Source organism: Saccharothrix xinjiangensis, from assembly GCF_039527585.1.
In the GTDB taxonomy this organism is placed as follows: Bacteria; Actinomycetota; Actinomycetes; order Mycobacteriales; family Pseudonocardiaceae; genus Actinosynnema; species Actinosynnema xinjiangensis.
This window is the reverse complement of record NZ_BAAAKE010000003.1, coordinates 376,774-403,136: the sequence shown is the minus strand read 5'-3', so window position 1 is coordinate 403,136 and position 26,363 is coordinate 376,774. Positions and strand designations below refer to the sequence as shown.

Here is a 26,363-nt window from a genome sequence, read left to right as displayed (position 1 = left end):
TGACCCATGACCGCCCTCCCGTCGCGGGCGAGGCCCGCGCTCGCGGCCGACCTGCTGAGACTGCTCGTGGTGACGGCCCTGGCGGCCTCCCTGCTGGTCGTCGTCAGCGCGTTCCGCGCGCCCGAGGCGGCCGCCGCGCCGTGCACCGCGCCGGTGGTCAACGAGGTCGCCTGCGAGAACGACCGGCAGGGCACCCCCGACTGGCAGGTCGCCTACCGGGACCAGTCGATCCTCGGGTTCACCGCGGACATCAGCGCCAACCCCGGCGGCCGGGTCGACTTCAAGATGCTGACCAGCGCGCCCTCCTACTACATCGACATCTACCGGCTCGGCTGGTACGGCGGCGTCGGCGCGCACTTCAAGCAGCGGATCACCCGCACCAGCCCGCAGAACCAGGACCCGTGCCGGCGCGGCACCGACGGCAGCGCGCTGATCGACTGCGGCAACTGGGACGTGTCGCTGAGCTGGGACGTGCCCGCGGACGCCGTGTCCGGCCTGTACTACGCGCGGGCGCACCGCGACGACACCGGCGCGGAGAACGAGATCGTGTTCGTCGTCCGCGACGACAGCAGCACCTCCAAGATCCTGTTCCAGACCTCGGACTCCACCTGGGTGGCCTACAACCGCTACGGCGGCAACAGCCTCTACTTCGGCGACGGCCCCGGCCAGGGCGGCCAGGCCTACAAGGTGAGCTACAACCGGCCCTACACCGGCGGCGACGGCGACGACAACTTCATCTTCAACGCCGAGTACCCGATGCTGCGGTTCCTGGAGCGCAACGGCTACGACCTGAGCTACACCACCGACGTGGACTCGGCCCGCCGCGGTCACCTGATCAGGAACCACAAGGTGTTCATGGCCGTCGGCCACGACGAGTACTGGTCCAACGAGCAGCGCGCGAACGTGGAGGCGGCCCGCGCGGCGGGCGTGCACCTCGCGTTCCTGACCGGCAACGAGATCTTCTGGAAGACCCGCTGGGAACCCTCCATCGCCGACTCCCGCACGGCTTGGCGGACCATCGCGAGCTACAAGGAGACCAAGGGCACCCAGAACGACGGCCTGGCGGACTGGACCGGCACCTGGCGCGACCCCCGCTACCCCGACCAGGACGGCGGCCGGCCCGAGAACGCCCTGCTGGGCAACATCTTCACCGTCAACGGCCGCCGCGACGACTCCCTCCAGGTGCCCGCCGCCTACGGCAGGATGCGCCTCTGGCGGCACACCGACCTCCAGGGCATGGCCGACAACACCACCTACACCTTCCAGCCCGGCACCCTCGGCTACGAGTGGAACTCCGTCGAGGACAACGGCTTCCAGCCGCCGGGCGTGGCGCAGCTGTCGCGCACCACGGTCGACATGCCCGAAGGCCCGTACGTGCTCCAGAACCACGGCGACCACTACACCCCCGACACCAAGACCCACGCGATCACCTACTACCGGCACCCCAGCGGCTCGCTGGTGTTCGGCGCGGGCACCGTGCAGTGGGCGTGGGGCGTCGACGACGAGCACGCCTTCCTGACCAACACGCCCACCTCCGACGTCCGGATGCAGCAGGCCACGGTCAACTTCCTGGCCGACATGGGCGTGTCCGCGACCACGCTCCAGCCCGACCTGGTCCAGGCCACCGCGAGCAACGACAACGCGCCGCCCACCGCGGCGTTCACCACCGTGCCCGCGGTGTCGGCGGTCGGCGTTCCCTACGCGTTCGGCGGCGTGGTCACCGACAACGGCGGCGGCCGGGTCGCCGGCGTCGAGGTGTCCACCGACGGCGGCGACCGCTGGCACCCGGCGAACTGGCTCGCCGGCCGGAGCACGTGGACCTACACCTACACGCCGGACAGGTCCGGTCCGGCGAGCCTGCGGGTGCGCGCGGTGGACGACTCGGTGAACCTGTCCACCCCGGTGGTGGCCACGCCGGGCGTGACCGCCCGCACCTGCCCGTGCGGGCTGTGGACCGACGCCGACACCCCCGACGTGGTCGACAGCGGCGACCCGTCGCCGCTGGAGCTGGGCGTGAAGTGGCGCGCGAGCGGCGACGGCTACGTGCGCGGCGTCCGGTTCTACAAGGGACCCGGCAACACCGGCACGCACACCGGCTCGCTGTGGTCGGCCTCCGGGCAGCAGCTCGCCACCGGCGCCTTCGTCGACGAGACCGCGACCGGCTGGCAGACCCTGGTCTTCGCCCGGCCCGTGCAGGTCTTCGCCGGCACCACCTACGTCGTGTCGTACTTCGCGCCCAAGGGCCGCTACTCCTACGACCTGGAGCACTTCCTCCAGCGGCGGCACCACCTGGAGCCGCTGACCGCGCCGAAGAACGGCGAGGAGGGCCCCAACGGCCTGTTCCGCTTCGGCTCGACCGGCTTCCCGACGCAGTCCCACTGGGGCAGCAACTACTGGGTCGACGTGGTGTGGGCGCCGGACCCCGGCCCCGACCTGCGCGCCCCCCTGCTGACGGCCACCGCGCCGCTGGCGGGCGAGGGCACCGTGTCGCTCACCCCGGCCGTCTCCGGCTCCTACGACGAGGTGATCGCGCCCGGCTCCGCCCAGTTCACGCTGACCGGCCCGAACGGCGCGGCGTCCGGCTCGACCGCGCTGTCGGAGGAGGACAAGAAGGTCACCTTCACGCCCTCGCAGCCGCTGAGCCCGAACACCTCCTACACGGCGGCGCTGAGCGTGTCCGACGCGGCGGGCAACCAGTCGGTCCGGACGACCTGGTCGTTCACCACCGGCGCGACCAGGCCCGCGACCTGCCCGTGCACGATCTGGGACGACTTCGCCCGGCCCGCCGTCTACGCGGCCGACGACAGCACCCCGACCGAGGTGGGCACGAAGATCCGCTTCAACGGCAAGGGCGAGGTGCTGGGCATCCGCTTCTTCAAGGGCGCGGGCAACACCGGCACGCACACCGGCACCCTCTGGTCGGCCAACGGCCTGATCCTCGCCACGGGCACGTTCGAGGACGAGACCGCCAGCGGCTGGCAGCGGCTGGTCTTCGCCGGTCCCGTCCAGGTCCAGGCGAACACCACCTACGTCGTGTCCTACCACGCGCCCAACGGCCGCTACTCGGTCACGCCGGGCGGGTTCGCCAACCAGGGCGCGAGCCACGCGGGCCTGCGGGCGCTCGCCGACGGCGTGGACGGCGCCAACGGCGTCTACCACTACGGGCCCGGCGGCGTGATGCCGGACAAGACCTACAACGCGACCAACTACTGGGTCGACGTCATCTACCGCAACGGCCTCAACGGCGACACCACGCCGCCCACCACGACCAACCGGTCGCCGGGCGTCGACGCCACGGGCGTGGCGGTCACGGCCCCGCTGACCGCGACGTTCAGCGAACCGGTCGACCCGGCGTCCGCCCAGGTCGAGCTGAGCGACCCGCGCGGCGCGAAGCTCACCGGCTCGCTCTCGCTGTCCGGCGACCAGAAGACGATCACGTGGACGCCGGCGGGCAGGCTCGTGCCGAACACCCGGTACACCGCGAGCGTGCTGATCGCCGACGCCAACGGCAACCCGATGCCGAACCCGGCGACGTGGTCGTTCACCACCGCGACCACGTCCATCTGCCCGTGCTCGCTGTTCAGCGCGGCCACCGTGCCCACGGTGCGGTCGGCGACCGACTCGGGCACCTACGAGCTGGGCGTGCGGTTCACGCCCACCTCGGGCGGCCGGATCACCGGCGTGAAGTTCTACAAGAGCGCCGAGAACACCGGCGCGCACACCGGCACGCTGTGGTCGCCCACCGGGCAGGAACTGGCCAAGGGCACGTTCCAGAACGAGACCGCGACCGGGTGGCAGACGCTCACCTTCGCGAGCCCGGTGTACGTGACGGCGGGCGTCACCTACACCGCCTCGTACACCACGACCACGGGCAGGTACTCCGTCGACGGCGAGTACTTCAGCGGCCACCGGGTGGTCTCCGGGCCGCTGACCGCGCCCGCGGCGGGCGACGGCGGCAACGGCGTCTACCGCGCGGGCGCCGGCCACCCGACCGACTCCTACGCGGGCGGCAACTACTGGGTCGACGTGGTGTACCTGCCCAACGAGGACAACGACCCGCCGGTGGTCAACGGGCGCACCCCGCTCGACGGCGCGGGCCAGGTGTCGCGCACCGCGCCGCTGACCGCCGGCTTCGACGAGCCGGTCGACCTCGCCTCGGCGCAGTTCACCCTGGTCGACTCGGGCGGCGCGAAGCTCGCCGGCACGCTGTCGCTGTCGGCGAACCAGCAGCAGGTGACCTGGACGCCCGCGGCGCCGCTGGGCGGCGGGACGACCTACACCGCGAGCCTGCGCATCGCCGACGTCTACGGCAACGTGATGGCCGCGCCGACCACCTGGTCGTTCACCACGACCACCGCCGGGAACTGCCCGTGCTCGCTGTTCAGCGCGGCGACCGCGCCCACCGTGGCGTCGGACGCGGCGACCGGCCCGCACGAGCTGGGCGTGCGGTTCGTGCCCTCGGCCAACGGCGAGGTCACCGGGATCAGGTTCTACAAGGGCGCGGGCAACACCGGCACGCACACCGGCACCCTGTGGTCGGCGACCGGCCAGGAACTGGCCAGGGGCACGTTCGTCGACGAGACCGCCACCGGCTGGCAGTCGCTGGTCTTCGACCAGCCGGTCCGGGTCAACGCCGGCACCACGTACGTGGCGTCGTACTTCGCACCGGAGGGCCACTACTCGGTGGACGTCGGGTACTTCATGGGCAACTCGGTGACCAGCCCGCCGCTGAGCGCGCCGGCGAGCGCCGAGGGCATGGCGAACGGCCTGTACAAGGGCGACGGCCCGGGGTTCCCCGAGCAGTCCTACGCGGGCAGCAACTACTGGGTCGACGTCGTGTTCACCACCGGATGAGCGCGCCCCGGCCCCTGCTGCTGGTGGGCGGCGGCGGACTGGCCCGCGAGGTCCTCGCGGCCGTCCGCCTCCTCCCGGACCTGTGGCGACCCGTGGGCGCGCTGGACGACGACCCGGCGCGGCGCGGCGCGGACCTGGACGGCCTGCCGGTGGTCGGCGGGTCGGACCTGGTGCACGAGATGACCGACGCGGCGGTGCTGGTGTGCGTGGCCAACGCGCACCGGCCCCGCGGCCGGCTGGGCGTGGTGGCCCGGCTCGACCTGCCGGCCGACCGGTACGCGACCGTGGTCCACCCCGCGGCGTCGGTGGCCGCGGGCACGGCGGTGGGACCGGGCTCGGTCCTGCTGGCCGGGGCGGTGGTGACCACGCCGTTGCGCCTGGGGGCGCACGTGGTCGCCATGCCGCACGTGCTGATCACCCACGACGACGAGGTGGCCGACGGCGCGACGTTCGCCGGCCGCGCGTCCCTGGGCGGATCGGTGCGCGTCGGGGAGGGCGCCTACCTCGGGCAGGGCAGCGCGGTCCGGGAAGGCGTGTCGATCGGCGCGGGAGCCGTCGTGGGCATGGGCTCGGTGGTGCTCCACGACGTCCCCGCGGGTGAGGTCTGGGCGGGCAACCCCGCCCGGCGACTGCGAGAGGGGAACGGTTCGTGATCGACATCCCGCTGGTTGACCTGCGTGCCCAGCACGAGCAGGTCGCCGACGAGGTCGCCGAGGGCTGGGCGGAAGTGCTCAAGACCACGGCCTTCATCGGCGGCCGCCAGGTGGCCGCGTTCGAAGAGGAGTTCGCCTCCTACCAGGGCGTGGCCCACTGCGTCGGCGTCGGCAACGGCACCGACGCGATCGAGCTGGCGCTGCGCGCCCTGGAGGTCGGGCCGGGCGACGAGTGCGTGCTGCCCGCCAACACGTTCATCGCCACCGCCGAGGCGGTGGCCCGCGCCGGCGCGACGCCCGTGCTGGTCGACTGCGTGGCCGACACCGGCCTGATCGACCCGTCGCTGGTGCCCGCCGCCCTGTCGCCGCGCACCAAGGCGCTGCTGCCGGTGCACCTGTACGGCCAGGCCGCCCCCGTCGAGGAGCTGCGCGAGTTCGGCGTGCCGATCGTCGAGGACGCGGCGCAGGCGCAGGGCGCGCGGCGGCACGGCGTGCCCGTCGGCGGGCTCGGCGACATCGCCGCGACCAGCTTCTACCCGGGCAAGAACCTCGGCGCCTACGGCGACGGCGGCGCGGTGCTGACGTCGTCCGCGGCGCTCGCGGAGGCGGTGGAGCTGCTGCGCGAGCACGGGTCGCCGCGCAAGTACGAGCACACCGTGCTGGGCTTCAACAGCCGGCTGGACACGCTCCAGGCCGTGGTGCTGTCGGCGAAGCTGCGCCGGCTGGAGGGCTGGAACGAGGCCCGGCGCGCGGCGGCCGACCGGTACTCGGCGATGCTGGCCGACGTGCCCGGCGTCGTGCGGCCGGTCGTGCTGGAGGGCAACCTGCCGGTGTGGCACCTGTACGTGGTGCGCGTGCCCGAGCGCGACCGGGTGCTCGGCGCGCTGCACGAGGCCGGCGTGGGCGCGGGCATCCACTACCCGACCCCCGTGCACCTGACGGGCGCGTTCGAGTCCCTGGGCCACGCGCCGGGCGACTTCCCGGTGGCCGAGGCCGTGGCGGGCGAGATCCTGTCGCTGCCGCTGTTCCCGGAGATCACGCCGGCGCAGCAGGAGCGGGTCGTGGCCGCGCTGGCCGGGGCCGTGCGGTGAGCGGCGTCTTCGTGCACCCCCGCGGGCTGTGCGAGAGCACCGAGGTGGGCGACGGCACGCGGGTGTGGGCGTTCGCGCACGTGCTGCCCGGCGCCCGGGTCGGCCGGGACTGCAACATCTGCGACGGCGCGTTCGTCGAGGGCGGCGCGGTGCTCGGCGACAACGTGACGGTGAAGAACGGCACGCTCGTGTTCGACGGCGTGGTGTGCGAGGACGACGTGTTCCTCGGGCCGAACGTGCTGTTCACCAACGACCTGCGGCCGCGCGCGGCGATCAAGCGCGGCGGCGCGGAACTGCTGTCCACGGTGGTGCGGCGGGGCGCGACGCTCGGCGCGGGCGCCGTGGTGGTGTGCGGCGTCGAGGTCGGCGAGCACGCGTTCGCCGCGGCCGGCTCCGTGGTGACCCGGGACGTGCCCGCGCACGCGTTCGTGGCGGGCAACCCGGCGCGGCACAAGGGCTGGGTGTGCGCGTGCGGGCAGCGCCTGGACGCCGTGCTGGCGTGCCCGGACTGCGGCAGCCGCCACGCGGAGGGCGACCAGGGCCTGACCCGCGCCTGACCCCCGCTGGGGCCTCCGGGTCCGCCGTCCCCGGAGGCCCTAGCGGACCGCCCCGCCCGAACCCACGTCCGACCCGACCAGCGGCCCGCGGTCCGCGCCCGGCTCGGCCAGGGCGATGCGCAGCGCCGCGCCGGACAACCCCACCGTGGTGAACACCATGCCGGTCGCCACGCCGAAGCTCAGCAGGTCGAACGTCGCCGAGGCGATCCCGCCGACCAGCACCGCCGCCAGCAGGCAGCTCGCCAGGCCCCTCAGGTTCTCGTCGCGGCTGATCAGGCGCGTGCGCGAGGTCGCGTAGCAGGCGGCCAGGAACATGCCGACGAGCGCGAACAGGCCCAGGTAGCCGTTCTCGATCAGGGTCAGCAGGAACTGGTTGTCCAGGATCGTGTACTTCGTCGGCAGGAACGTGCCGAAACCGCGGCCCAGCAACGGGTTCAGATCGATCTGGTCGGCCGCCGCCTCGTAGTCCGCGGTGCGCGCCTTGACGCTCGGGTCGTCCTCGATGTTGGCGAACATGCCGCGGATCGTGCCGAACAGGCCCGGCACGGTCAGGCTCGCGCCGAGGAAGAACCCGATCCCCAGCAGCGAGACGGTGAGCTTGCGGCGGCGGGGGAGCGTCAGGACCAGCACGACGCCCGCCACGGCCATGCCGAGGATCGCGGTGCGGGACAGCGCGGTCAGACCGCCGAGGCCGACCATGGCCAGGCACAGCCACCAGCGCAGCTGCGGCGTGCCCTCGTCGCGGGCGCGGAACACGTAGTGCGCGCCCAGCGGCACGGCCATCGCGCACACCAGGCCGTACTCGATGGGGTGATTGGTGGTGCCCGTGGGCCGGCGGAAGATCGACCGGCTCTCCATCGCCGAGTAGGCGTTCTCCTGGGTGCGCAGGCCGGGCAGGCTCACGTAGGAGGCGAGGTCGACGCCGGCGCCGAACTGGACCAGGCCCACGAACGCGATCAGCGCCGAGCAGGCCAGCACCAGCTTGAGCACCTTGTCCAGGCGGTCGCGGGTGCGGATGGCGTCGCAGGCGAAGAGCGCCACGCTGATGGTGGCCACGATGCGCACCATGCTGCTGTCGGCGACGGTCAGCTCGTCCATCGGCAGCCAGCGGCGCGTGGCGACCGCGTAGGTGGCCAGGTGCATGGCCAGGTAGATGAGCACGGCGGTGCGCAGCGCGTTGCGGCCCTTGCCCATGCCGAGGGTGTCGACCATGTGGGCGGACAGCGACAGCACGCCCAGCAGCAGCGCCACCACGAGCGCCGGCGGCAGGGTCATCGGCACGAACGACAGCACCAGCCGGGCCGGGATCACCAGCAGCGCCAGCAGGTAGGCGCAGACGAGCGTGGCGCCGTCCGCGCGTTGCCGCACGCGGGTCAGGGCGCTCATCTCACCGGGGGTCTTCGCGGGCGGGCCAGGTGGGCGCGCCGGGCTTCGGCTGGTCGGGCGGGCTGACGGCGGTCATCTTCACCGTCTTCTCGCTGGCCGTGGGCTGCACCTTGACCGTCTGCTCGGCCGCCGTGGGCTGCCTGCGCGCGGGCGGCCGCTGCACGGGCGCGCCGGCCTGCGGTTCGGGCCGCCGCGGCTGCCCGTCGAGCGGCGGCCGCTGCTGCGCCTGCGGCAGGCCTTGCTGCCCTTGCTGCTGCCCGTGCTGCGCCTGCGGCACGTTCTGCTGCCCCCGCCCTGCGGTGTCGCCATTCCCGGCGTTCTGGGCGTTCTGGGCGTTCCGCGACCCGGCGGCTTCGGCGCCCGCCTCCGCATCCTCTTCCGCCTTCGCCGCTGCCTCAGCCTCGGCTTCCTTGCGGCGCTTCAGCTTGCCCATGACGCTGTCCGAGGCGAACGTGGCGGCCAGCGTGAACAACATCATCAGCACGAACGCGGCGCCCGCGTACCGGACCTTCCCGCCGATCTGCGCCTCCGCCGCCGTCGGGTTCACGATCACCTGGGAGGTGATGAACGTCGGCTCCGGCGCGTTCAGCTTGCGCTGCTGCGAGTCCAGCTCCGAACGGGCGAACTCCAGCACCGTGGTGACGAGCTTCTCGGCCTCGTCCGGCGACTCGCAGTCGGTCACCACGAACATGAACGGCCCGTTCTGGCCGCCGCCCGAAGCGGTGAAGTTCGCGGTCGAGCCCTCGACGATGCCGAGCTTCTCCCGGGTCTTCGGGTCGGCCAGGATCTGCGCGATGATCTGCGACGTGGTCGACAGGCTGCCGTCGAACGCCAGCAGCGGGTTGATCTTCACCGCTTCCTCGGGCGACACGTTCTCCGAGAACGTGCCACCCGCCGACGGCGAGGTGAACACCATCACACCGGTGGACTCGTAGCGGGTCGGGATCGACACGAAAACGCCCGCGGCCAAGCCCACGGCCAGGAGCGCCGACGGCAGCGCTATGTACCACCGCCTCCGCAGGACACGCAGCGCGCCCCAGAAGTCCATCCGTTCCCCGATCCGCGTTTACCCTGCGTAGAGGTGCGCAAGAGTGTTGTTACCCTGAAATCGGCTGACTTGCGCCTTGTCGTTACAGGTGGTGATGGATTTGGGCTCGCGTCGCATCGTGCTCGCCGTGGCCGCCATCGTACTGGTCGTGGTGGCGGGCGGGATCTACGTGGCGGCGGTCGCCCGCGACGGGCGGCAGGCGGCCACCGCGGCCACACCGGCGGGTGAGGGCGACCTGCTCTACGTGGAGCTGGCCGACGGCTGGTCGAGGGTCGAGCAGGTGAGCCTGGCCGACCCCGGCGCGCGCAGCGCCACCGGGCGGACGTGCCAGCGCTTCTACCGCGCGGGCGGCACCGAGGTGTGCCTGAGGCTCGCCGGGCCGGGGCCGACGTACGCGGTGGAGGTGACGCGCGACGGGGCCGTGGTGCGGACCGTGCCGCTGCCCGGGATCCCGAGCCGCGCCAAGGTGTCGGCGTCCGGCCAGGTGGTCGCCTGGACGTCGTTCGTGACCGGCGACTCGTACGCCGTCCCGGGCGGTTTCTCCACCCGCACCGGGTTCCTGGACCTGCGCACCGGCGAGGTGGTGGAGACCCTGGAGGGCTTCACGGCCGACATCGAGGGCAGGCCGCACTCGGCGCAGGACACCAACTACTGGGGCCTGACCGTCGGCGCCGACGACCGGACGTTCTACGCGACCCTCGCCTCGGGCGGCTTCACCTGGCTCGTGCGGGGCGACCTCCGGACCCGCGCGGTGACGTCGCTGCGCCGGGACGCCGAGTGCCCGTCCCTGTCCCCGGACGGCACGAAGATCGCCTACAAGAAGCGGATCGGCCGCCTGGGCCCCTGGGACCTGGCCGTCCTGGACCTGGCCACCGACGCCGAGACCCGCCTCCCGGGCACCGCCGGCATCGACGACCAGGCCACCTGGCTGGACGACACCCGCCTGGCCTTCGCCGCCGTCCCCCGAGATGCCAAGCACCCGGCCGTCCACCTGGTCCAGGCCACCGGCGCCACCCCGGCCACCCTCCTGATCCCCGACGCCACGAGCCCCTCCCCACCCTGACCCGCGTGTCCTCCGGTCAGGCACTGCGTGTCCTCCACTCCGGCACTGCGTGTCCTCCACTCCGGCACTGCGAACTGCGCATTCGGAACACGGCTCTGCCTGCCTGACTGGACAACACGCGGTGTCGGACCGGACGACACGCGATGTCCGAGTGGACGACACGCGATGCCTGAGCGGAGGACACGCGGGGGTTAGAGGTTCAGGTGGTGGCGTAGGAGTTTTTCCAGCTGGTGGCCCGCGGCGTCCCAGGAGCGGCTGGAGACGCTGGTCGAGGCGGTGCGGGCCAGGGTGGCGAAGTCCGGGGCGGTGACCACGTCGGTCAGGGCGCGGGCCAGGTCGTGGGGGGTGGCGGGGGCGTAGCGGACGTGGTCGTTGTCCAGGACCACGCGGTTGTGCGGCGCGTCGTTGACGACCGGCACGCAGCCCGCGGCCAGCATCTCGTGCGGCACCAGGGACACGTTGGTCATCGACAGGGTCAGGCCCGCGTAGCAGCGGTTGTAGAGGTCGTTGAGCCGGTCCGGGCTGATCAGGCCGTGGTCGACGTGGCGGGGGCCCAGGGCGCCGATCTTCTCGCCGTAGGTGTGGATGGCCAGGTCGGGGTGCCGGTCGGCGAACAGCTCCAGGGCCAGCAGACCGATCTCGGTGGCGCGGCGGGGCGCCAGCCGCCGGGCGTAGAACACCACGCCGTCGCGCGCCACGCCCTCGCGCAGGTGGTAGCGGTCCGCGTCGCAGCCGAAGTCGAAGTGGTCGGCGGGCATCCCGACCTCGGTCCGCAGCTTGTCCGCGAGGAAGCGGCCCGCGGTGAAGCCGTGGAAGCCCATCCGGTAGGTGTTCTCCGCCAGCGCCGACAGCCCGCCGACGGGGAAGAACCACGGCTCGTAGTCCTGCACGAGGTAGAACCGCTTGCCCGCGCACGGGTCGTTGAACACCGGGTAGGCGGTCATCCACGCGGTGGCGAACACGGCGTGCGCGTCGGCCATCCCGTCCAGCACGTCGAGCACCGGACCGCGGAACCCCGGGTACGCCGACCGGATCACCGGCTCGTGGTCCACCGCCCGGCTGCCGTACACGTCGTACAGGTACAGCCGGCACGTGTGGCCCAGCGACTCCAGGTGCTCGACCAGCCGGAACATCGTGGTGTGCCCGCCGGAGCCGGGCGCGGGCGGCGTGCTGACCCAGTTCACGGTCAGCTTGCCGTCCGCGGGCACGGGCGGCACGACCAGCGGCCGCGGCGCGGCGAGGTCGGCGGCCCGCACGTCCTCCAGCCGCACCGGGAACACCTCGGTGTCCGCGCCGAACCGCCGGGCGGCGTTGTTCAGCGCGCGAGCGCCGAGCTGTCGCACCCCCTGCTCGCGCACGATGCGCGAGACCTGGTGCGCGCGGCGCTGCAACTGCTGGACGACCCTCACGCGTTGCTCCTCCTCAGCAGCCCCAGCACCTCGTGGCGCAGGGGGAAGACGACGGCGGCGTAGGCGAGGGACGCCAGCGCGCCGCCCGCCAGCAGCCGCCACAGCGGGTCCTCGACCAGCCACTGCACGCCCAGCGCCACGGCGACCATCACCGCGCCGCCCAGCACCGGCCGCGCCACGGCCGCCCCCAGCACCCGCGCCCGCAACCCGTAGGGCCGGAACGCCACCAGGTACGCGGGCACGATGAACACCAGCACGACCACGCTCTGCGCCGCCGCCACGCCCCGGATGCCGTCGACGTGCGCGCCCAGCACCAGCAGCGGCGCCAGCGCGACCAGCCACACCAGGTGGATGACCAGGATGGCGCGCGACCGCCCGGCGCTGGCCAGGTAGTCGTACCCCAGCTCCAGCGCCACCCGCAGCGCGCCGAGCAGCACCAGCATCGCCAGGGCCTGCGCGGCGGGCGCCCACCGCTCGCCGTAGACGATCCGCACCAGCGGGTCGGCCAGCGCGGCCAGCAGCACGCACGCGGGCACGGTGGCCAGCGCGAGCAGCCGCAACGCGCGGGCGAACGTGCGCGCGAACAGCTCCGGATCGTTCCTGACCTGCGAGAACGCCGCCAGGGACACGCTGCGCACCGGCTGGGAGAACGCCGCCACCGGCCAGTTCGCCAGGTTGAACGCCATCAGGTAGTACCCGAGCGGCACGGTGCCCAGCACGCTGCCGACCACGATCTGGTCGACGTTGAGCACGCCGAACACCAGCAGGCTCGCCCCGGCCAGCGGCAGGCCGAACCCCAGCAGCTCCCGCGCCTGCCGCGCGTCGAACCCGGGCCGGTAGCGCCGCTCGGTGTAGGCGAACATCACGCCGGCCGACACCAGGTTGACCGCGATCCGCTGCCAGGCGAGGCTCCACGCGCCGAAGCCCAGCAGCGCCAGCGCCACCACCACGGCCGTGCCGACGACGAACCCCGAGGTGTCCGCCACGAACTTGTGGTTCTGCCGGAACTCGCGCTGGAGCAGCGCGCCCGGCACCGCCGACGCGCCCGCCACCACCAGCGACACCGACATGAGCTGGATCACGCCGGTGGCCTGCGGCGTGCCCATGGCCTCGGCGAAGAACGGCGCGCCGACCACGCACGCCAGGCACAGCAGCACGCCCGAGGCGATCGACAGCGTGGTCACCGTCGGCGCCAGCTCCTCGACCGGCTTCTCGCTGCGCACCAGCGCGACGCTCACGCCCATCTCGCTGACGCTGAGCACGATGTTGAGCACGACCAGCGCCACCGCGAACACGCCGAACTGCTCGGGCGCGACCAGCCGGGCGATCAGGACGCCGACGCCGACCTGCCCCAGTCGCTGGAGGAGGCTGTTGACGGCGCTCCACCGGATCGCCGAGGTGACCTTGCGCTCCAGGCCGGCGGTCACTGCCCGCGCCACTTCCACAGCTGCTTGTCGACCAGGCCGCGCCCGCGCTTGACCAGGTGCGAGCCGAGGAACAGCTGGGTGCGGCTGCACGCCTTGGGCCCGAGCGCGCGCCGCCGCCGCAGCGCCCGGTGCTCGGGCAGCCGCTCGGTGTCGGGGTAGACGCGGCGGGCGAAGTCCTCCAGCTCGTCGACCGGGATGTCGTCGAGCTGGTCCCGGTCGTAGGCGCGCACGGCCCGCCACAGCGCGTCGCGCGCGATCGACCGGTTGGCCAGCGCCCGCAGGCGCGGCGGCAGGTCGGGGTGCTCGCGGAAGAACAGGTCGAACACGGCCTGCCGCTGCTCCAGGTCGGCGAACAGCGACGAGAACCGGGTGCGCATCATGGACTGCTGGTGGACGCGGTAGTAGGCGGCGGGCTCGCCCCTCACGTACCCGATGTCGGACACCGCGGCGATGCGCATCCACATCTCCAGGTCGCCCGCGTGCGGCAGGTCGGGCCGGTAGCCGCCGACCGCCTGCTGCACCGACGTGCGCACCACGGCCTCGGGGGAGGACAGCACGTTCTGCCCGGTGCGGCAGCGCGCCTCGACCCAGTCCACACCGGACCACACGGTGCGGCCGGCCGGGGGCGCCACCACCCGCGGCAACCGGGGGGCGTCGTGGGCCGCCGCCCGGTCGCCGTCCCCGTCGGTGGTGTAGTAGACGACCCGCCCGTACACCATCCCGACACCGGGGTTGGCCTCGAAGACCGCGGTCGCGCGGGCGAGCCAACCGGGCGCCAGCAGGTCGTCGGCCGACAGCAGCACCGTGTAGTCGGCCTTGGCCCACTCCAGCAGGCCCTCGTTGTAAGTCGCGATGTGACCTCTGTTCACCTCGTGGCGCCGGCCCTCGACCCGGGGGTCCCGCACCAGCTCGGCCATCACCTCGGGCGTGTCGTCGTCCGACGTGTCGTCGATGATCAACACCCGCACGTCGACGCCGGGTTGGTCGAGCACGCTCTTCACGCACGCCCGCAGGAACCGCGCGTAGTTGTAGCAGGGGATGACCACGTCGACCGTGGGTCGTGCCGAGGGCTCAGTCACGACCTACTCATCGTGCTCGCCGGCGGATCGTTAACGGTCCGCTCCCGATCCCGATGTACGAGGGGACGGGAAGGGGTTCTCGATGGACCACGTTGTGCTGACGCGCTTCAACCTGCCGTCCGTGGGCGCGGAGAGCGTCGTGCGGGCGCGCGAGGGCTGGTTGGTCGAGCGCGTCGGGCTGTTCGAGAGGTACTGCCTGCCCTCGGTGGCGGCCCAGACCTCCTCGAACTTCCGGTGGCTCATCTACTTCGACCCGGAGAGCCCGGCGTGGCTCAAGGACCGGATCGCCTCCCACGGCGACGCCTACGCGCCGGTGTTCCGCACGCAGGTCAGCCGCGAGGAGCTGGTCGAGGACATCTCGAAGCTCTTCGCCACGAGGGGTGACGGGCTCATCACCACCAACCTCGACAACGACGACGGCCTGGCCGCGGACTTCGTGGCCCGCCTCCAGGCGGACCGGCCGACCGGCCGCCGCACCGCGCTGTACCTGGCGAACGGCCTGGTCAAGAGCCCGGGAGGGCTGTACGCCCACCACGACCGCGACAACGCGTTCGCCTCGCTGCGGGAGAGCTGGGACGACCCCGTCACCTGCTGGGTGGACTGGCACAACCGCCTGCACCGGCACGCCGAGGTGGTGTCGCTGGGCGGGCCGCCCGGCTGGCTCCAGGTGGTGCACGGCGGCAACGTGAGCAACCGCACGCGGGGCCGGCTGGTCTCGCCCGCGCCGCACCGGGCGCTGTTCGGCGACGCGCTGGGCGACGTGCCGGAGCCGGCCGCCGGGCTGCTGGCCCGCGACCGGTTCGTCGGGCACCCGCTGCGGGTGGCGCGCGACGGCGCCCGCTACGCGGCCAAGACCGCGGCGATGAGGCTGCTGGGCCCCGGCGGCTTCGAGAAGGCCAAGCAGGTGCTGGCCGCGCGCGGTCGCACCAAGACCACCGGTTGAGGGGATTGACGACGATGGCCCGACCACCATGTCTCCTGGCGGTGCTGATCCTGACGGCGGCCTGCACGGCCGAGGCGGAGGGGCGGTCGGCGGCGTGGCCCGCGCCGATCCCCACCCCGCTGCCCGGCTACTACCAGCAGTGGGCCAACGGCCCGAACCCGACCGGCGACCCGAACGTGTTCCCGATCAACGTCTGGATGCAGGACCCGTCCGGGATCGAGCACGGCGAGAAGCTGGGCCGCGCGTTCCCCCGCATCGGCGTCGACTTCGGCATCGGGCTGTGGGAGGACCAGTGGTGGTACCTGCGCCAGGAGGGCCTGTACGAGACCGACTGGCGGGTGTACGTCGACCCGGTGCGGGTCGACACCGTGCTGGCCGACACCGCGCACGCCCGCAACTACGTCGGCTACCTGGTGGCCGACGAGCCGGACATGAACAAGGTCTACGGGGACGTGTTCAACCCGGACATGCAGCCCTCCGCGATCCTCGCGGCGGCCAACCGGGTGCGCGCCCAGGACCCGACGCGGCCCACCTACATCAACTTCAGCCCGTGGATGGGCACGCCGACCGGTGAGATCGGCTACGGCCACATCGAGAAGTCCTACGAAGAGGACATGCGCACCTACTGCTCGGCCGCCGACATCGCCTCGGCCGACTACTACGCCTGGACGCACCCCGACCGCAACCACACGGTCGGCGCGTACGCCTACGGCGAGGTGATCGACACGATGCGCAAGTGGTGCGGGCCGGACAAGCCGCTGTACGGGTTCGTGGAGACCGGGCACCCGCACACCCACGGCGAGATCATCGACGCCGACCAGCTGGAGTCGGCGGTGTGGAACACCGTCCTGCACGGCGCCACCGGCATCAACTACTTCGCGCACAGCTTCTACCCGGACGGCAAGGGCGAGTACTCCAGCGTGCTGACCCGCCCGGAGATCACCCAGCGGGTGACGGAGGTCAACGCGCGGCTGGAGTCGCTCGCGCCCGTGCTCAACGCGCGCAACCAGCCGGGCGTGCGGGCGATCAGCGACAACGGCATCCCGGTCGCGTTCCTGCACAAGCGGGTCGACGGCGCCCACTGGGTGCTCGCGCAGACCGACGGCAACCGGGACCACCCCCGGAGCCTGGCGGCCCGGGTGACGGTGGAGGTGCCGGTCCGGCAGGGCACGGCGACCGTGGTCGGCGAGGACCGGACCGTGCCGATCACGGACGGCCGCATCGTCGACGACTTCGCCCCGTACGGGGTGCACATCTACCGTTTCTGACCCCTGGAGGCCGACAGTGCTGCCGACATCCTCACGAGCGCTGGGCGGGGCGGTCGCCCTCGCGGCGGCGGCGCTGCTGCTCGCCCCACCCGCCGCGACCGCCCGAACGGCTGCCACAGCCACCCCACCGACCACAGCCGCCCCGGCGCCCACGCGCGTGCTCGGGTACGTGGCCAACAACGGCGGCGGCGTGTCCGTGCTCGACACCGCCTCCGACGCGGTCACGGCCACCCTCGGCGACTCCGCCAACGGCTCGCCCTACGGCGTGGGCGTCGCGTTCGACGGCGCGCGCGGCTACGTGACCAACGTGCGCGACAACACGCTGACGGTGATCGACACGCCCACCAACTCGGTGGACGCGGCGGTGCCCGTCGGCGACGGCCCGGCCGGCGTCGTGGTCTCGCCGGACGGCGGCCACGTGTACGTGTCGAACTACCGGGCGGGCACGGTCTCGGTGGTCGACGCGGCCACGCTGACCGCCACCGAGACCATCCCGGTCGGCCCGAACGCCGACGGCGTGGCGATCAGCCCGGACGGCGGACGCCTGTACGTGGCGCACGACGTGGCCGGCCCCGGCACGGTGTCCGTGGTGGACACCGCGACCAACACCGAGGTCGCCGAGATCCCCACCGGCTCGACCCCGACCGCCGTGGCGGTGACCCCGGACGGCGCGGAGCTGCTGGTGGTGAACAAGGCGTCCAACAACGTGGTCGTGGTGAGCACGGCCACCAACGCGGTGATCGGCGCGGTGCCGGTGGGCTTCGTCCCGCACGGCATCGCGGTCTCGCCCGACGGCGGCCGCGCGTTCGTCACCAACAGCGAGGGCCACACCCTGTCCGTGGTCGACGTGGACGCCCTGGCGCACGTGACCCAGGTCCCGGTCGGCAGCCGCCCGATCGGCGTCGCCCTCACCCCGGACGGCTCCCGCGCCTACGTGACCAACTTCGCCGGCGGCACGGTGTCCGTCGTGGACACCGCCACCCTGGCCGTGACCAGGACCGTGCCGGTCGGCGTGAACCCGGTCGGCGTCGCGATCCACGCCGTGCCGCCCGCGCCGACGGAGCTCACCGCCGGTCACGCGCAGCTCCAGCTGCGGCTGCTGCTGGGCTTCACCCTGCGCGGCGTGGACGCCACGCTCGTCGAGTCGCACACCGGCCGCCCGGTGGCGGGGGAGAGGGTGGTGTTCCGCACGATCAAGGGCCACCCGCTGTGCGCGGCCACCACCGACGCCCGGGGCGAGGCGAGGTGCGACGCCCCGGTGCCGCTGCTGGTCGGCCTGGACACGCTCCTGCGGGGCTACACCGCCGCGTTCGCCGGGAACGCCGCGCACGGCAGGTCCGTCTCCCACGGCCACATCGCCCTGCTCTGAGGTCGCTCTGACTCCGAGGCGCACCGCCGCGGCGTCCCCGCCACAGGGGGCGCCGCGGCGGTTCCGCCAGGCCCGCGGCAGCCCACCAGGCCCGCGGCAGCGCGTCAGGCCTTGAGCCGCCAGGCCACCAGCACGGCCACCAGCAGCGACCCGATCGCCGTCCAGACGGCCGTGCCGAACGCGGCGTGCTGGAGCAGGAAGCCGAACGCCACCGAGGACGCGAACCGGGCCAGCGCCTGCCCCGTCTGCACGACCGCCAGGCCCGACGCCCGCAGCGCCTCCGGCGCCAGCGCGCTCACCCGCGCCGACAGCACGCCGTCCGTCGCGGCGTAGAACAGGCCGTGCAGCAGCAGCGCCGCGCCCGCGCCGAGGTAGCCGGTGCCGGGGACGAGCAGCACCGCGTACACGCCGAGCAGCAGCACGTGCCCGACCAGGAACACCGGCCACCGGCCGACCCGGTCGGCGAGCCCGCCCGCGGGCGCGGCGGCGAGCAGGAAGACCAGCGCGGTGCCGAGCGGGAACAGCGCCAGCAGGTGCAGCGGCGCGCCGGTGGCCCGCTGCACCAGGATGAACACGAACGCGTCGGACAGCGTCGCCAGGCCCAGCACCGCCGACGCGACCGCCACCTTCCGGTAGCCGGCGTCCCGCAGCAGCGCCAGTCCGGCCCGGACCGACGGCCTCGGCCCGGCGGGCGCGGGTCCCGGGTTCTCCCGCACGAACGCCACCAGCACGATCAGCCCCACCACCGCGAAGCACGCGCTGACCACGAACACCGGCCCGGCGACCGTGCCGACCTGGTACAGCAGCAGGAACGTCACCAGCGGCCCGAGCAGCGCGCCGACCGTGTCCATGGTGCGGTGCAGGCCGAACGCGGCGCCCAGCCGGTCCGGCGGGGTCGCCAGGGAGATCAGGGCGTCGCGCGGCGCGGTGCGCAGGCCCTTGCCCGCGCGGTCGGCGGCCATCGTCGCGCCGATCCCGAACGCCGACGCGCCCACCACCGGGAAGATGAGCTTCGTCACCGCCGACAGCCCGTAACCGGCCGCGGCGACCGCCTTGTGCCGCCGGGACCGGTCGGACAGGTGCCCGCCGACGAGCCGCAGCACCGCCGTCGCCCCCGTGTACAGGCCGTCGAGGAAACCGAACTGGGCGTAGCTCATGTTGAGCGTGACGAGCAGGTAGACCGGCATGAACGCGGTCACCATCTCGGCCGACACGTCGGTCAGCAGGCTCACCGCCCCCAGGGCGACCACGGTGCCGGGCACCTTGCCCCTGACCCGCTCCGCGGGTCGGGCCGACGCGACGTACATGCCCCGGTTATCGGCTACGGGCGGTGACCGTTACCGGTGGTCGGACCACCGTAACGGCGTCCCGGCCGCGGCCGATGACGCGGGTATGCCGGAGAACTCGCAGGCCCGCGTCCGGGTGGGCGCCGTCGACGTGTGGGCCGTGCCCGAGTCCGGCGTCGCCGGGCACGTCGCCGCCGCGTGGCGGCGCGCCGAGGGCGGCGCGATCGTCACGGCCAACGTGGACATCGTGCGCGCCGCCACCCGCGACACCGCGCTGGCGGCGCTGATCGCCGAGTCGGAGGTCGTGGTCGCCGACGGGATGCCGGTGGTGTGGGCGGGACGGCTGGCGGGCGTGCCCGTGCCGGAGCGGGTCACCGGCTCGTCGCTGGTGTTCACCCTCGCCGCGGCCGCCGCCCGCGAGGACCGCTCGGTGTACCTGCTGGGCGGCAACCCGGGCATCCCGGAGAAGGCCGCCGCCGTGCTCGCCGACCGGCACCCGGGGCTGCGCGTGGCGGGCACGGACTCGCCGCCGTTCGGCTTCGACACCTCGCCCGAGCTGACCGCCGAGGTGGTCGCCCGGGTGGTGGAGGCCAAGCCCGACCTGGTCATGGTGGGCCTGGGCTTCCCCAAGCAGGAACGCCTGATCCGGCTGCTGCGCGCGGAGCTGCCCGAGACCTGGTTCCTGGGCTGCGGCGCGGGCATCCCGATGGCCGCGGGCGAGTTCCGCCGCGCCTCGGGCGTGGTGCAGAAGGTCGGCGCGGAGTGGCTGCACCGCCTCGCGCTCGAACCGCGCCGCCTGGCCAAGCGCTACCTGCGCGACGACCTGCCGTTCGCGTTCCGCCTGCTCGGGGGCGCGCTGCGCACCCGGTTCCGCCGTCCGGGGGAGTAGAAGTGCCGCTTGCCGTGGTCGTGGTGACCTACCAGAGCGCCGACGTCGTCGAGGACTGCCTGAGATCGGTGGCCGCCGCGCTGGAGTCCATTCCGGACGGTCGGGTCGTGGTGGTGGACAACGCCTCCACCGACGGCACCCTCGACGTGGTCGCGCGGGTCGCGCCCGGCGCCCGGGTGGTGGCGCGCGAGGCCAACGACGGGTTCGCCGCGGGCGTCAACGCGGGTTTCGCCGCCGCGCCCGACTGCGACGTCCTCGTGCTCAACCCCGACGTCCGGCTCGAACCGGACGCGATCGCGCTGCTGCGCGCCGCCCTGGCCCTGCCCGGCACGGGCATCGCCGCGCCGCGCCTGACCTACGCCGACGGCTCGCCGCAGCTGTCGCTGCGACGCGCGCCGAACCCGCTGCGCGCCCTGGGCGAGGCCCTGCTCGGCGGCGAGCGCGCCGGCCTGCGCGACGCGCTGGGCGAGGTCGTCGCCGACCACCGCCGCTACGCGACCGCGGCCACCGTCGACTGGGCGACCGGCGCGGCGTGGCTGATCTCCCGCGAGGCCCGCGAGGCGACCGGCGTGCTGGAGGAGCGGTACTTCCTGTACTCGGAGGAGACCGAGTACATGCTCCGCGCGGGCGACCGCGGGCACGCGGTCCGCTACGAGCCGCGCGCCCGCGCCGTGCACCTCGGCGGCGAGCAGTCCACGTCGCCGGTGCTGTGGTCGATGGCCACCACGAACCGGGTGCGGATGGTCCGCGAGCGCCACGGCCGCCCGCTCGCGCTCGTCATGTGGTTCGCGGTCGTGCTCAACGAGCTGCTGCGCGCGCCCCGCCACGCCAAGCACCGCACGGCCCTGCGGGACCTGCTGCGCTGGCGGCGCTGGCCCGCCCGCCCCGGCGGGGACGCCGAGCACGGCTGGATCTGCTTCTCCGCGCAGGACTGGTGGTACCACAACCGGGCGCACTCGGACTTCCAGCTGATGCGGTCGGTGGCCGGGCGCCGCAGGGTGCTGGTGGTCAACAGCATCGGCATGCGGATGCCGACCCGCGGCAACAGCACCCACGTGTCCCGGCGCATCCTGCGCAAGCTGCGCAGCGTGGCCAAGTTCGTGCGCGAGCCGCTGCCGGACTTCTACGTGATGTCGCCGCTGCCGCTGCCGTTCTACGGCTCGCCGTTCCTGCGCCGCGTCAACGCCGTCCTGGTGCGCGCCCAGGTGCGGCTGGTCGCCACCGCCCTGCGCCTGCGCACCCCCGTGATCATGGTCACCATCCCGACCGCGTGGGACGTGGTCGCCCCGATGCGGCGGCACCGCCTGGTGTTCAACCGCTCGGACCGGCACTCGGACTTCCCGGAGGCCGACCGCGCGTCCATCGAGGTGCTGGAGCGCGAGCTCCTCACCCACTCGGACCACGTCGTCTACGTCTCCCACGCCCTGATGGAGGAGGAGCGGCCGCTCACCGGCTCGCGCGCCCACTTCCTGGACCACGGCGTGGACGTCGACCACTTCACCGCCCGCCCGGAGCACGAGCGGCCCGACGACGTCCGCGCGATCCCCGGCCCGCGCATCGGCTTCTTCGGCGCCCTCGACGACTTCGTGGTCGACTTCGACCTGCTGGAACGGGTCGCCGCCGAGCTGCCCGACGCCTCCCTGGTGCTGATCGGCGACGCCACCCACCCCATGGAGCGCTTCGACAAGCACCCCAACGTGCACTGGCTGGGCTTCCGCCCCTACAGCCTCATCCCGGCCTACGGCTCGGCGTTCGACGTGGCGATCATGCCGTGGCAGGACAACAGCTGGATCAGGCACTCCAACCCGATCAAGCTCAAGGAGTACCTGTCCCTGGGCCTGCCGGTGGTCAGCACCGACTTCGCCGAACTGGCCTCCTACACCGACCGGGTCCGCGCCACCACCACCCACGCGGACTTCGTGGAGGCCGTCCGCGCCACCCTCTCCCAGGGCCCCCTCCAGTCCCCCCACTCCCTCCGCGCCTCCGTCCTGCCCCACTCCTGGCACTCCAAGGCCACCACCCTCCTGACCCTCACCACCTGATCGGGCGCGAGTCGAACCTTCCAGGCCCACCGTGTCGAACGCCCGGACCCCCCGAGTTCAACGCTCGGACCAGGCGTGTCCTCCGTTCGGGTATCGCGTGTCCTCCACTCGGACATCACGAGTCGTCCACCCGGACACCACGAGTCGTCCACTCGGGCGGGCCCCGCGGTGGTGAGGGACCCTCGGCAACGCCACCCCGCCCGAGGTTGCGTCGCAATAGTTCACAGGCCGTAATCGGTGGTCCGGGTCAAGCCGGGTGGCCGGGACATCTAATGTGGGTGTCGTGCAGCCACTGCCCCCGAACGCCCCGTCGCGGATCGGCGACTACACGCTGCTCGCCGCACTCGGTCGCGGCGCGATGGGGTCGGTCTACCTGGCCCGCTCGCGCGGCGGGCGCCCGATCGCGGTCAAGGTCGCGCGCCCGGAGCTGGCCGAGGACCCCCAGTTCCGCGAGCGCTTCCGCCGCGAGGTCGAGATGGCCCGCTCGGTCGGCGGCTTCTGGACCGCGACCGTGGTCGACGCCGACCCCGACGCCGAGCACCCGTGGATGGCCACCGAGTACATCGCGGGCATGAGCCTGCACCAGGCCGTGCAGGACCACGGGCCGCTGCCGGAACGCGCGGTGCGCCGCCTCGCGGGCGGCCTGGCCGAGGCGCTGGTCGCCATCCACTCCGCGGGCCTGGTGCACCGCGACCTCAAGCCGTCCAACGTGCTGCTGGCCGACGACGGCCCGCGCGTGATCGACTTCGGCATCGCCCGCGCCCTGGAGCACTCGGCGCTCACCGAGGCGGGCATCGTCTTCGGCACCCCCGGCTACCTGTCGCCGGAGCAGGTCGTCGGCCAGGCCATCACGTCCCAGAGCGACGTGTTCGCCCTCGGCTCGGTCCTGGTCTACGCGGCCACCGGCAGCGGCCCGTTCGGCGAGGGCGCCACGTCCGCGCTGATCTACCGCGCGGTGCACCAGGACCCGGACCTGACGCGGGTGCCGCCGTCGCTGGTGCCGCTGGTCGTGCCGTGCCTGGTCCGCGAACCGGCGAACCGGCCGACGCCCGCCCGCCTGCTGGAGCTGATCGGCCCGCCGTCGACCGACCCGTCGTGGCTGCCGGCCCGCGTGCGCACCGTCGTCGAGCAGCGCCACACCGAGCTGAGCAAGCTGCCCGCGAAGCCGCCGACGCGGGTCATGGTGGAGGACCCGCCGCCGAAGCCGCCCACGTCGGTCAACCCGAGCCCGGCCGGGTTCCACCACCCGACCGGGATCCCCGCCCAGAACGCGACCGGCTTCGCCACCCCCACCGGCTTCCCCAACCCCACGGGCGTCCCGAACCCGACCGGCGTCCCGAACCCGACCGGCGTCCCGAACCCGACCGGCGTCGCCCCTGTGGCGCCCAAGCCCGCCACCCGCGTGGCCTCGGCCGCCGATCCCGGTTCCCAGCAGGTCAAGCCCACCGGCGCCAGCTTCCGGACCTCGCGGGCGGTGGCCCTGGGCTGGGCGGGCGCGAACCTGCTGGCGGCTTTCGTCACCGGCTGGATCGCCGACCCGGACAACGTCGCGATCGTCCCGGTGCGGATCGCCGCGTTCGTCGCGTTCCTGGCGTTCGTGGTCGTCGCGGTGCGCCTGATCGCGGGCGCGGTGGGCGCGCAGCTCACCCTGGGCGTCGGCCCGGACGGCATCACGCTGTCCGACGGGGAGCAGACCCGCCGCCTGCCCTGGTACGCCGTCGCCCGGGTGAAGGTGGAGTCGCACCACTCGCGGCCGTGGCTCGTGGTGTGGCTGGTCAGCGCCGCCCAGCCGCCGGAGACGCTGGGCCGCGGCACCTTCACCACCCACAAGGGCGGCCTGCGCGTCTACCCGATCTCGCACGAGCGCTACCGCAAGCGCCGCGACCAGGACGTGGTGGAGCTGCGCTCGGCGCTGTCCTGGTACGGGGGGACCACCTACGACCCGCTGTGACCCGGTGCGGCCCCCGGCCGGGGGCCGCACCGGCTCGGCGTCGGCTCAGCGGCCGCTGAACGTCGCCCGGCCCGGCCCGTCCTCCAGGAACGACCGCACCGCCCCGCGCAGGTCCTCGGTGTCGAACAGCTCCGCGGCGATGGCCGTCACGTGCTCGTCGGCCTCGGCCACGCCGCCGCTCTCGAAGTGCGCCAGCACCCGCTTGGTGGCGGCGTGCGCCAGCGTGGGCCCCTTGGCGAGGGCGTGGGTGAACTCCAGCGCCGCGTCGTCGAACCCCTCGTCCGGCAGCACGCGGTTGACCACGCCCCACCGCTCCAGGGTCTCGGCGTCGTAGCGGTCGCCGGTCATCACGAACTCCTTGGCCCGGCCCACGCCCGCCCGCGCGGCCAGCCGCTGCGTGCCGCCCATGGTCGGGGTCAGCCCGACGACCTTCTCGACCAGCCCGAACGTCGCCCGCCGCGCCGCCAGCACCACGTCGCACGCGACCGCGACCTCGAACGCCCAGGTCAGGCACAGGCCGTGCGCGGCGAACACGGTCGGGAACGGCAGCGCCGCCACCCGCTCCGGCAGCTCCAGCATGTGGTCGAGCAGGGCCTTGGCCCGCGCGGCGCCCTTCTGCGCGGCGAACAGCCGCACGTCGACGCCGCCGCTGACGACCTTGCCCTCGGCCCTGACCAGCAGCGCCCGCGCGGGCCGCTCCTCCAGGTCGTCGAGCGCGGCCTCCAGGAGGTCGTGCAGCTCCGCGGTGTAGAGGTTCAGCGGCGGCGCGTCCACGGTGAGCACCGCGAGCCCGACCGCGTCCCGCTCCAAGCGGACCTGTTGCGCTGGCACGGGCGTGGACTTTACACGCGTCCGGAATGCGGAAAACCAGGTGTCCAAATGGACCAGCAACGGTGAAAATCTGCCAGTGGCTTCTTGGACCGTTCAGCCCGTGCGGGTTGACAACCCGCTCGTGACCACTCTCGTGCGCGACTACCCGGCCTAGGTCATCGGCCGCTGCCACGGCCGCCCCGCCACCCCCTGCGACGTGGACCGGGCCATCGCCGACGACCCCACCGACGACCTGGTCGGCTGCTACGTCGGCAGGTGCGGGGGGCGGCCCGCGGGCTGCGCCGGCTTCCGGCTGGTCGACCCCGCGACCGCCGAGCTGAAGCGCCTGCACGTGGCGGCCGGTGCCAGGGGCACGGGCGGGGGAGCGGCCCTGCTGTCCGAGGTGGAGCGGGGCGCGGCCGCCCCGGGTGCCCGCTCCGTGCGCCTGGACACCCGCGCTGACCTGGTCGAAGCCCGCGCCCCGTACGCCAGGCACGGTTACGGGCAGGTCACGCCGTTCAACGCCGACCCCTACGCCGAGTACCGGTTCGAAAAGCGCCTATAGGGGTCATTGGGTTCGCATATCACCCATGTGAGGTGTCTCACTTGACACTGAATAATCGCCACATGTTGAGTGTTGGGCGAAAGTCGGCCGCGGAATGAAATGGGGATCAGTCCAGTGGCTTTCGCCGTTGAGTTGACATTTCGTGATGCGCGCCAGGTGCGGAGATCCATTCATCTCGCCCACCGGGAATACTGGCGTCCGCTCGCGGAGCAGGGCGTGCTCGTCGGGACCGGCCCGTGGGCCGACGGCTCCGGGGTGCTGCTGATCGTGCAGGTGCCCGACGACGCAGCCGCCCGGGACCTGGTGCGCGGTGACCCGTACGTGCGGTCGCAGTCGATCGCCGAGGTGCGCATCCGGCAGTGGCACGTGCTGCTGGGGCTGCCGGAGGGCGAGCGGGTGCCGGGCATGGTGCGTCCGCGGGACGGGCAGAGCGCCGAGGCGCGCTCGCGCGAGCCGCTGACGCCGCACGAGCACCGCATCGCGCTGATGATGCTGGAGGGCATGACGAACCGGCAGATCGCCGAGCACTTCTCGGTGTCCACCCGGGCCGTGGAGCTCCACATCACCCGCATCTACCGCAAGCTCGACATCGGCAGGCGCGCCCAGCTCGCCGCGGCCATGCCGTGGGGTCAGCGCTCCTACCTGTAGGCGCGGGGTCGGTCGCGGGCAGGTC

At 73.3% G+C, this 26,363-nt stretch carries 20 protein-coding genes; 13 read left to right on the top strand and 7 right to left on the bottom strand.

What is annotated here, in order from left to right:
• The first annotated feature begins 6 nt into the window (after positions 1-6).
• Genes ABD223_RS09960 through ABD223_RS09945 form a run of 4 tightly spaced genes read left to right on the top strand, consistent with a single transcriptional unit; the run spans position 7 to position 7,155 of the window.
• A complete protein-coding gene (locus ABD223_RS09960; protein WP_344035731.1) occupies positions 7-4,854 on the top strand; it encodes a DUF4082 domain-containing protein in 4,848 nt (1,615 codons plus the stop codon).
• Entirely contained in the window at positions 4,851-5,507 is a 657-nt protein-coding gene (locus tag ABD223_RS09955) for a NeuD/PglB/VioB family sugar acetyltransferase (protein WP_344035730.1), read from the top strand. Before ABD223_RS09960 ends, ABD223_RS09955 begins: the two co-directional genes overlap by 4 nt.
• Positions 5,507-6,598 carry a DegT/DnrJ/EryC1/StrS family aminotransferase gene (locus tag ABD223_RS09950; protein WP_344035886.1) on the top strand — a complete coding sequence of 364 codons (1,092 nt, stop codon included), beginning with the start codon at positions 5,507-5,509 and terminating at the stop codon, positions 6,596-6,598. The genes ABD223_RS09955 and ABD223_RS09950 overlap by 1 nt, the downstream gene beginning before the upstream one ends.
• Positions 6,595-7,155: an acyltransferase gene (locus ABD223_RS09945; RefSeq protein WP_344035729.1), complete on the top strand. Its 561-nt coding sequence runs from the start codon at positions 6,595-6,597 to the stop codon at positions 7,153-7,155. Before ABD223_RS09950 ends, ABD223_RS09945 begins: the two co-directional genes overlap by 4 nt.
• 39 nt (positions 7,156-7,194) lie before the next feature.
• Here the strand turns inward: ABD223_RS09945 and ABD223_RS09940 are convergent, their stop codons facing one another.
• Positions 7,195-8,541, bottom strand: coding sequence for an O-antigen ligase family protein (locus tag ABD223_RS09940; RefSeq protein WP_344035728.1), 1,347 nt, complete (start codon positions 8,539-8,541; stop codon positions 7,195-7,197).
• 1 nt (position 8,542) lies between these two features.
• Positions 8,543-9,589 carry a hypothetical protein gene (locus ABD223_RS09935; RefSeq protein ID WP_344035727.1) on the bottom strand — a complete coding sequence of 349 codons (1,047 nt, stop codon included), beginning with the start codon at positions 9,587-9,589 and terminating at the stop codon, positions 8,543-8,545.
• A 127-nt stretch (positions 9,590-9,716) separates the two neighbouring features.
• Here ABD223_RS09935 and ABD223_RS09930 point away from each other — a divergent pair, with 127 nt between their 5' ends.
• A complete protein-coding gene (locus ABD223_RS09930) occupies positions 9,717-10,652 on the top strand; it encodes a TolB family protein (RefSeq protein ID WP_344035726.1) in 936 nt (311 codons plus the stop codon).
• A 191-nt stretch (positions 10,653-10,843) separates the two neighbouring features.
• On the opposite strand, the gene ABD223_RS09925 is transcribed toward ABD223_RS09930, so the two are convergent.
• Genes ABD223_RS09925 through ABD223_RS09915 form a run of 3 tightly spaced genes read right to left on the bottom strand, consistent with a single transcriptional unit; the run spans position 10,844 to position 14,567 of the window.
• The gene (locus ABD223_RS09925) at positions 10,844-12,061 is read right to left on the bottom strand and encodes a rhamnosyltransferase WsaF family glycosyltransferase (RefSeq protein ID WP_344035725.1); all 1,218 of its coding nucleotides are present in this window, start codon (positions 12,059-12,061) and stop codon (positions 10,844-10,846) included.
• The gene (locus ABD223_RS09920) at positions 12,058-13,500 is read right to left on the bottom strand and encodes a lipopolysaccharide biosynthesis protein (RefSeq protein ID WP_344035724.1); all 1,443 of its coding nucleotides are present in this window, start codon (positions 13,498-13,500) and stop codon (positions 12,058-12,060) included. Before ABD223_RS09920 ends, ABD223_RS09925 begins: the two co-directional genes overlap by 4 nt.
• Entirely contained in the window at positions 13,485-14,567 is a 1,083-nt protein-coding gene (locus ABD223_RS09915) for a glycosyltransferase (protein WP_344035723.1), read from the bottom strand. Before ABD223_RS09915 ends, ABD223_RS09920 begins: the two co-directional genes overlap by 16 nt.
• A gap of 82 nt (positions 14,568-14,649) precedes the next feature.
• Here ABD223_RS09915 and ABD223_RS09910 point away from each other — a divergent pair, with 82 nt between their 5' ends.
• The 3 genes from ABD223_RS09910 to ABD223_RS09900 are packed head-to-tail and all read left to right on the top strand — an operon-like array spanning position 14,650 to position 18,147.
• On the top strand, positions 14,650-15,510 hold the full coding sequence (locus tag ABD223_RS09910) for a glycosyltransferase (RefSeq protein ID WP_344035722.1): 861 nt from the start codon (positions 14,650-14,652) through the stop codon (positions 15,508-15,510).
• Positions 15,511-15,551: 41 nt separating this feature from the next.
• On the top strand, positions 15,552-16,778 hold the full coding sequence (locus ABD223_RS09905) for a hypothetical protein (protein ID WP_344035721.1): 1,227 nt from the start codon (positions 15,552-15,554) through the stop codon (positions 16,776-16,778).
• A gap of 16 nt (positions 16,779-16,794) precedes the next feature.
• Positions 16,795-18,147, top strand: a complete 1,353-nt coding sequence (locus ABD223_RS09900) for a cytochrome D1 domain-containing protein (RefSeq protein ID WP_344035720.1) — start codon at positions 16,795-16,797, stop codon at positions 18,145-18,147.
• Between the two features lie 104 nt (positions 18,148-18,251).
• Here the strand turns inward: ABD223_RS09900 and ABD223_RS09895 are convergent, their stop codons facing one another.
• The gene (locus ABD223_RS09895; protein ID WP_344035719.1) at positions 18,252-19,454 is read right to left on the bottom strand and encodes an MFS transporter; all 1,203 of its coding nucleotides are present in this window, start codon (positions 19,452-19,454) and stop codon (positions 18,252-18,254) included.
• Positions 19,455-19,539: 85 nt separating this feature from the next.
• Here ABD223_RS09895 and ABD223_RS09890 point away from each other — a divergent pair, with 85 nt between their 5' ends.
• The 3 genes from ABD223_RS09890 (at position 19,540) to ABD223_RS09880 (ending at position 24,315) form a co-directional block, all read left to right on the top strand.
• Positions 19,540-20,322: a WecB/TagA/CpsF family glycosyltransferase gene (locus ABD223_RS09890; RefSeq protein ID WP_344035718.1), complete on the top strand. Its 783-nt coding sequence runs from the start codon at positions 19,540-19,542 to the stop codon at positions 20,320-20,322.
• A gap of 2 nt (positions 20,323-20,324) precedes the next feature.
• The gene (locus ABD223_RS09885; protein WP_344035717.1) at positions 20,325-22,364 is read left to right on the top strand and encodes a glycosyltransferase; all 2,040 of its coding nucleotides are present in this window, start codon (positions 20,325-20,327) and stop codon (positions 22,362-22,364) included.
• Positions 22,365-22,647: 283 nt separating this feature from the next.
• On the top strand, positions 22,648-24,315 hold the full coding sequence (locus ABD223_RS09880; RefSeq protein ID WP_344035716.1) for a serine/threonine-protein kinase: 1,668 nt from the start codon (positions 22,648-22,650) through the stop codon (positions 24,313-24,315).
• 45 nt (positions 24,316-24,360) lie between these two features.
• On the opposite strand, the gene ABD223_RS09875 is transcribed toward ABD223_RS09880, so the two are convergent.
• Complete coding sequence (locus ABD223_RS09875; protein WP_344035715.1) at positions 24,361-25,146, bottom strand: enoyl-CoA hydratase/isomerase family protein; 786 nt, start codon at positions 25,144-25,146, stop codon at positions 24,361-24,363.
• Between the two features lie 196 nt (positions 25,147-25,342).
• Here ABD223_RS09875 and ABD223_RS09870 point away from each other — a divergent pair, with 196 nt between their 5' ends.
• Both ABD223_RS09870 and ABD223_RS09865 read left to right on the top strand, forming a co-directional pair.
• Positions 25,343-25,690, top strand: a complete 348-nt coding sequence (locus tag ABD223_RS09870; RefSeq protein ID WP_344035714.1) for a GNAT family N-acetyltransferase — start codon at positions 25,343-25,345, stop codon at positions 25,688-25,690.
• 99 nt (positions 25,691-25,789) lie between these two features.
• The gene (locus ABD223_RS09865) at positions 25,790-26,338 is read left to right on the top strand and encodes a LuxR C-terminal-related transcriptional regulator (protein WP_344035713.1); all 549 of its coding nucleotides are present in this window, start codon (positions 25,790-25,792) and stop codon (positions 26,336-26,338) included.
• Positions 26,339-26,363: the final 25 nt, after the last annotated feature.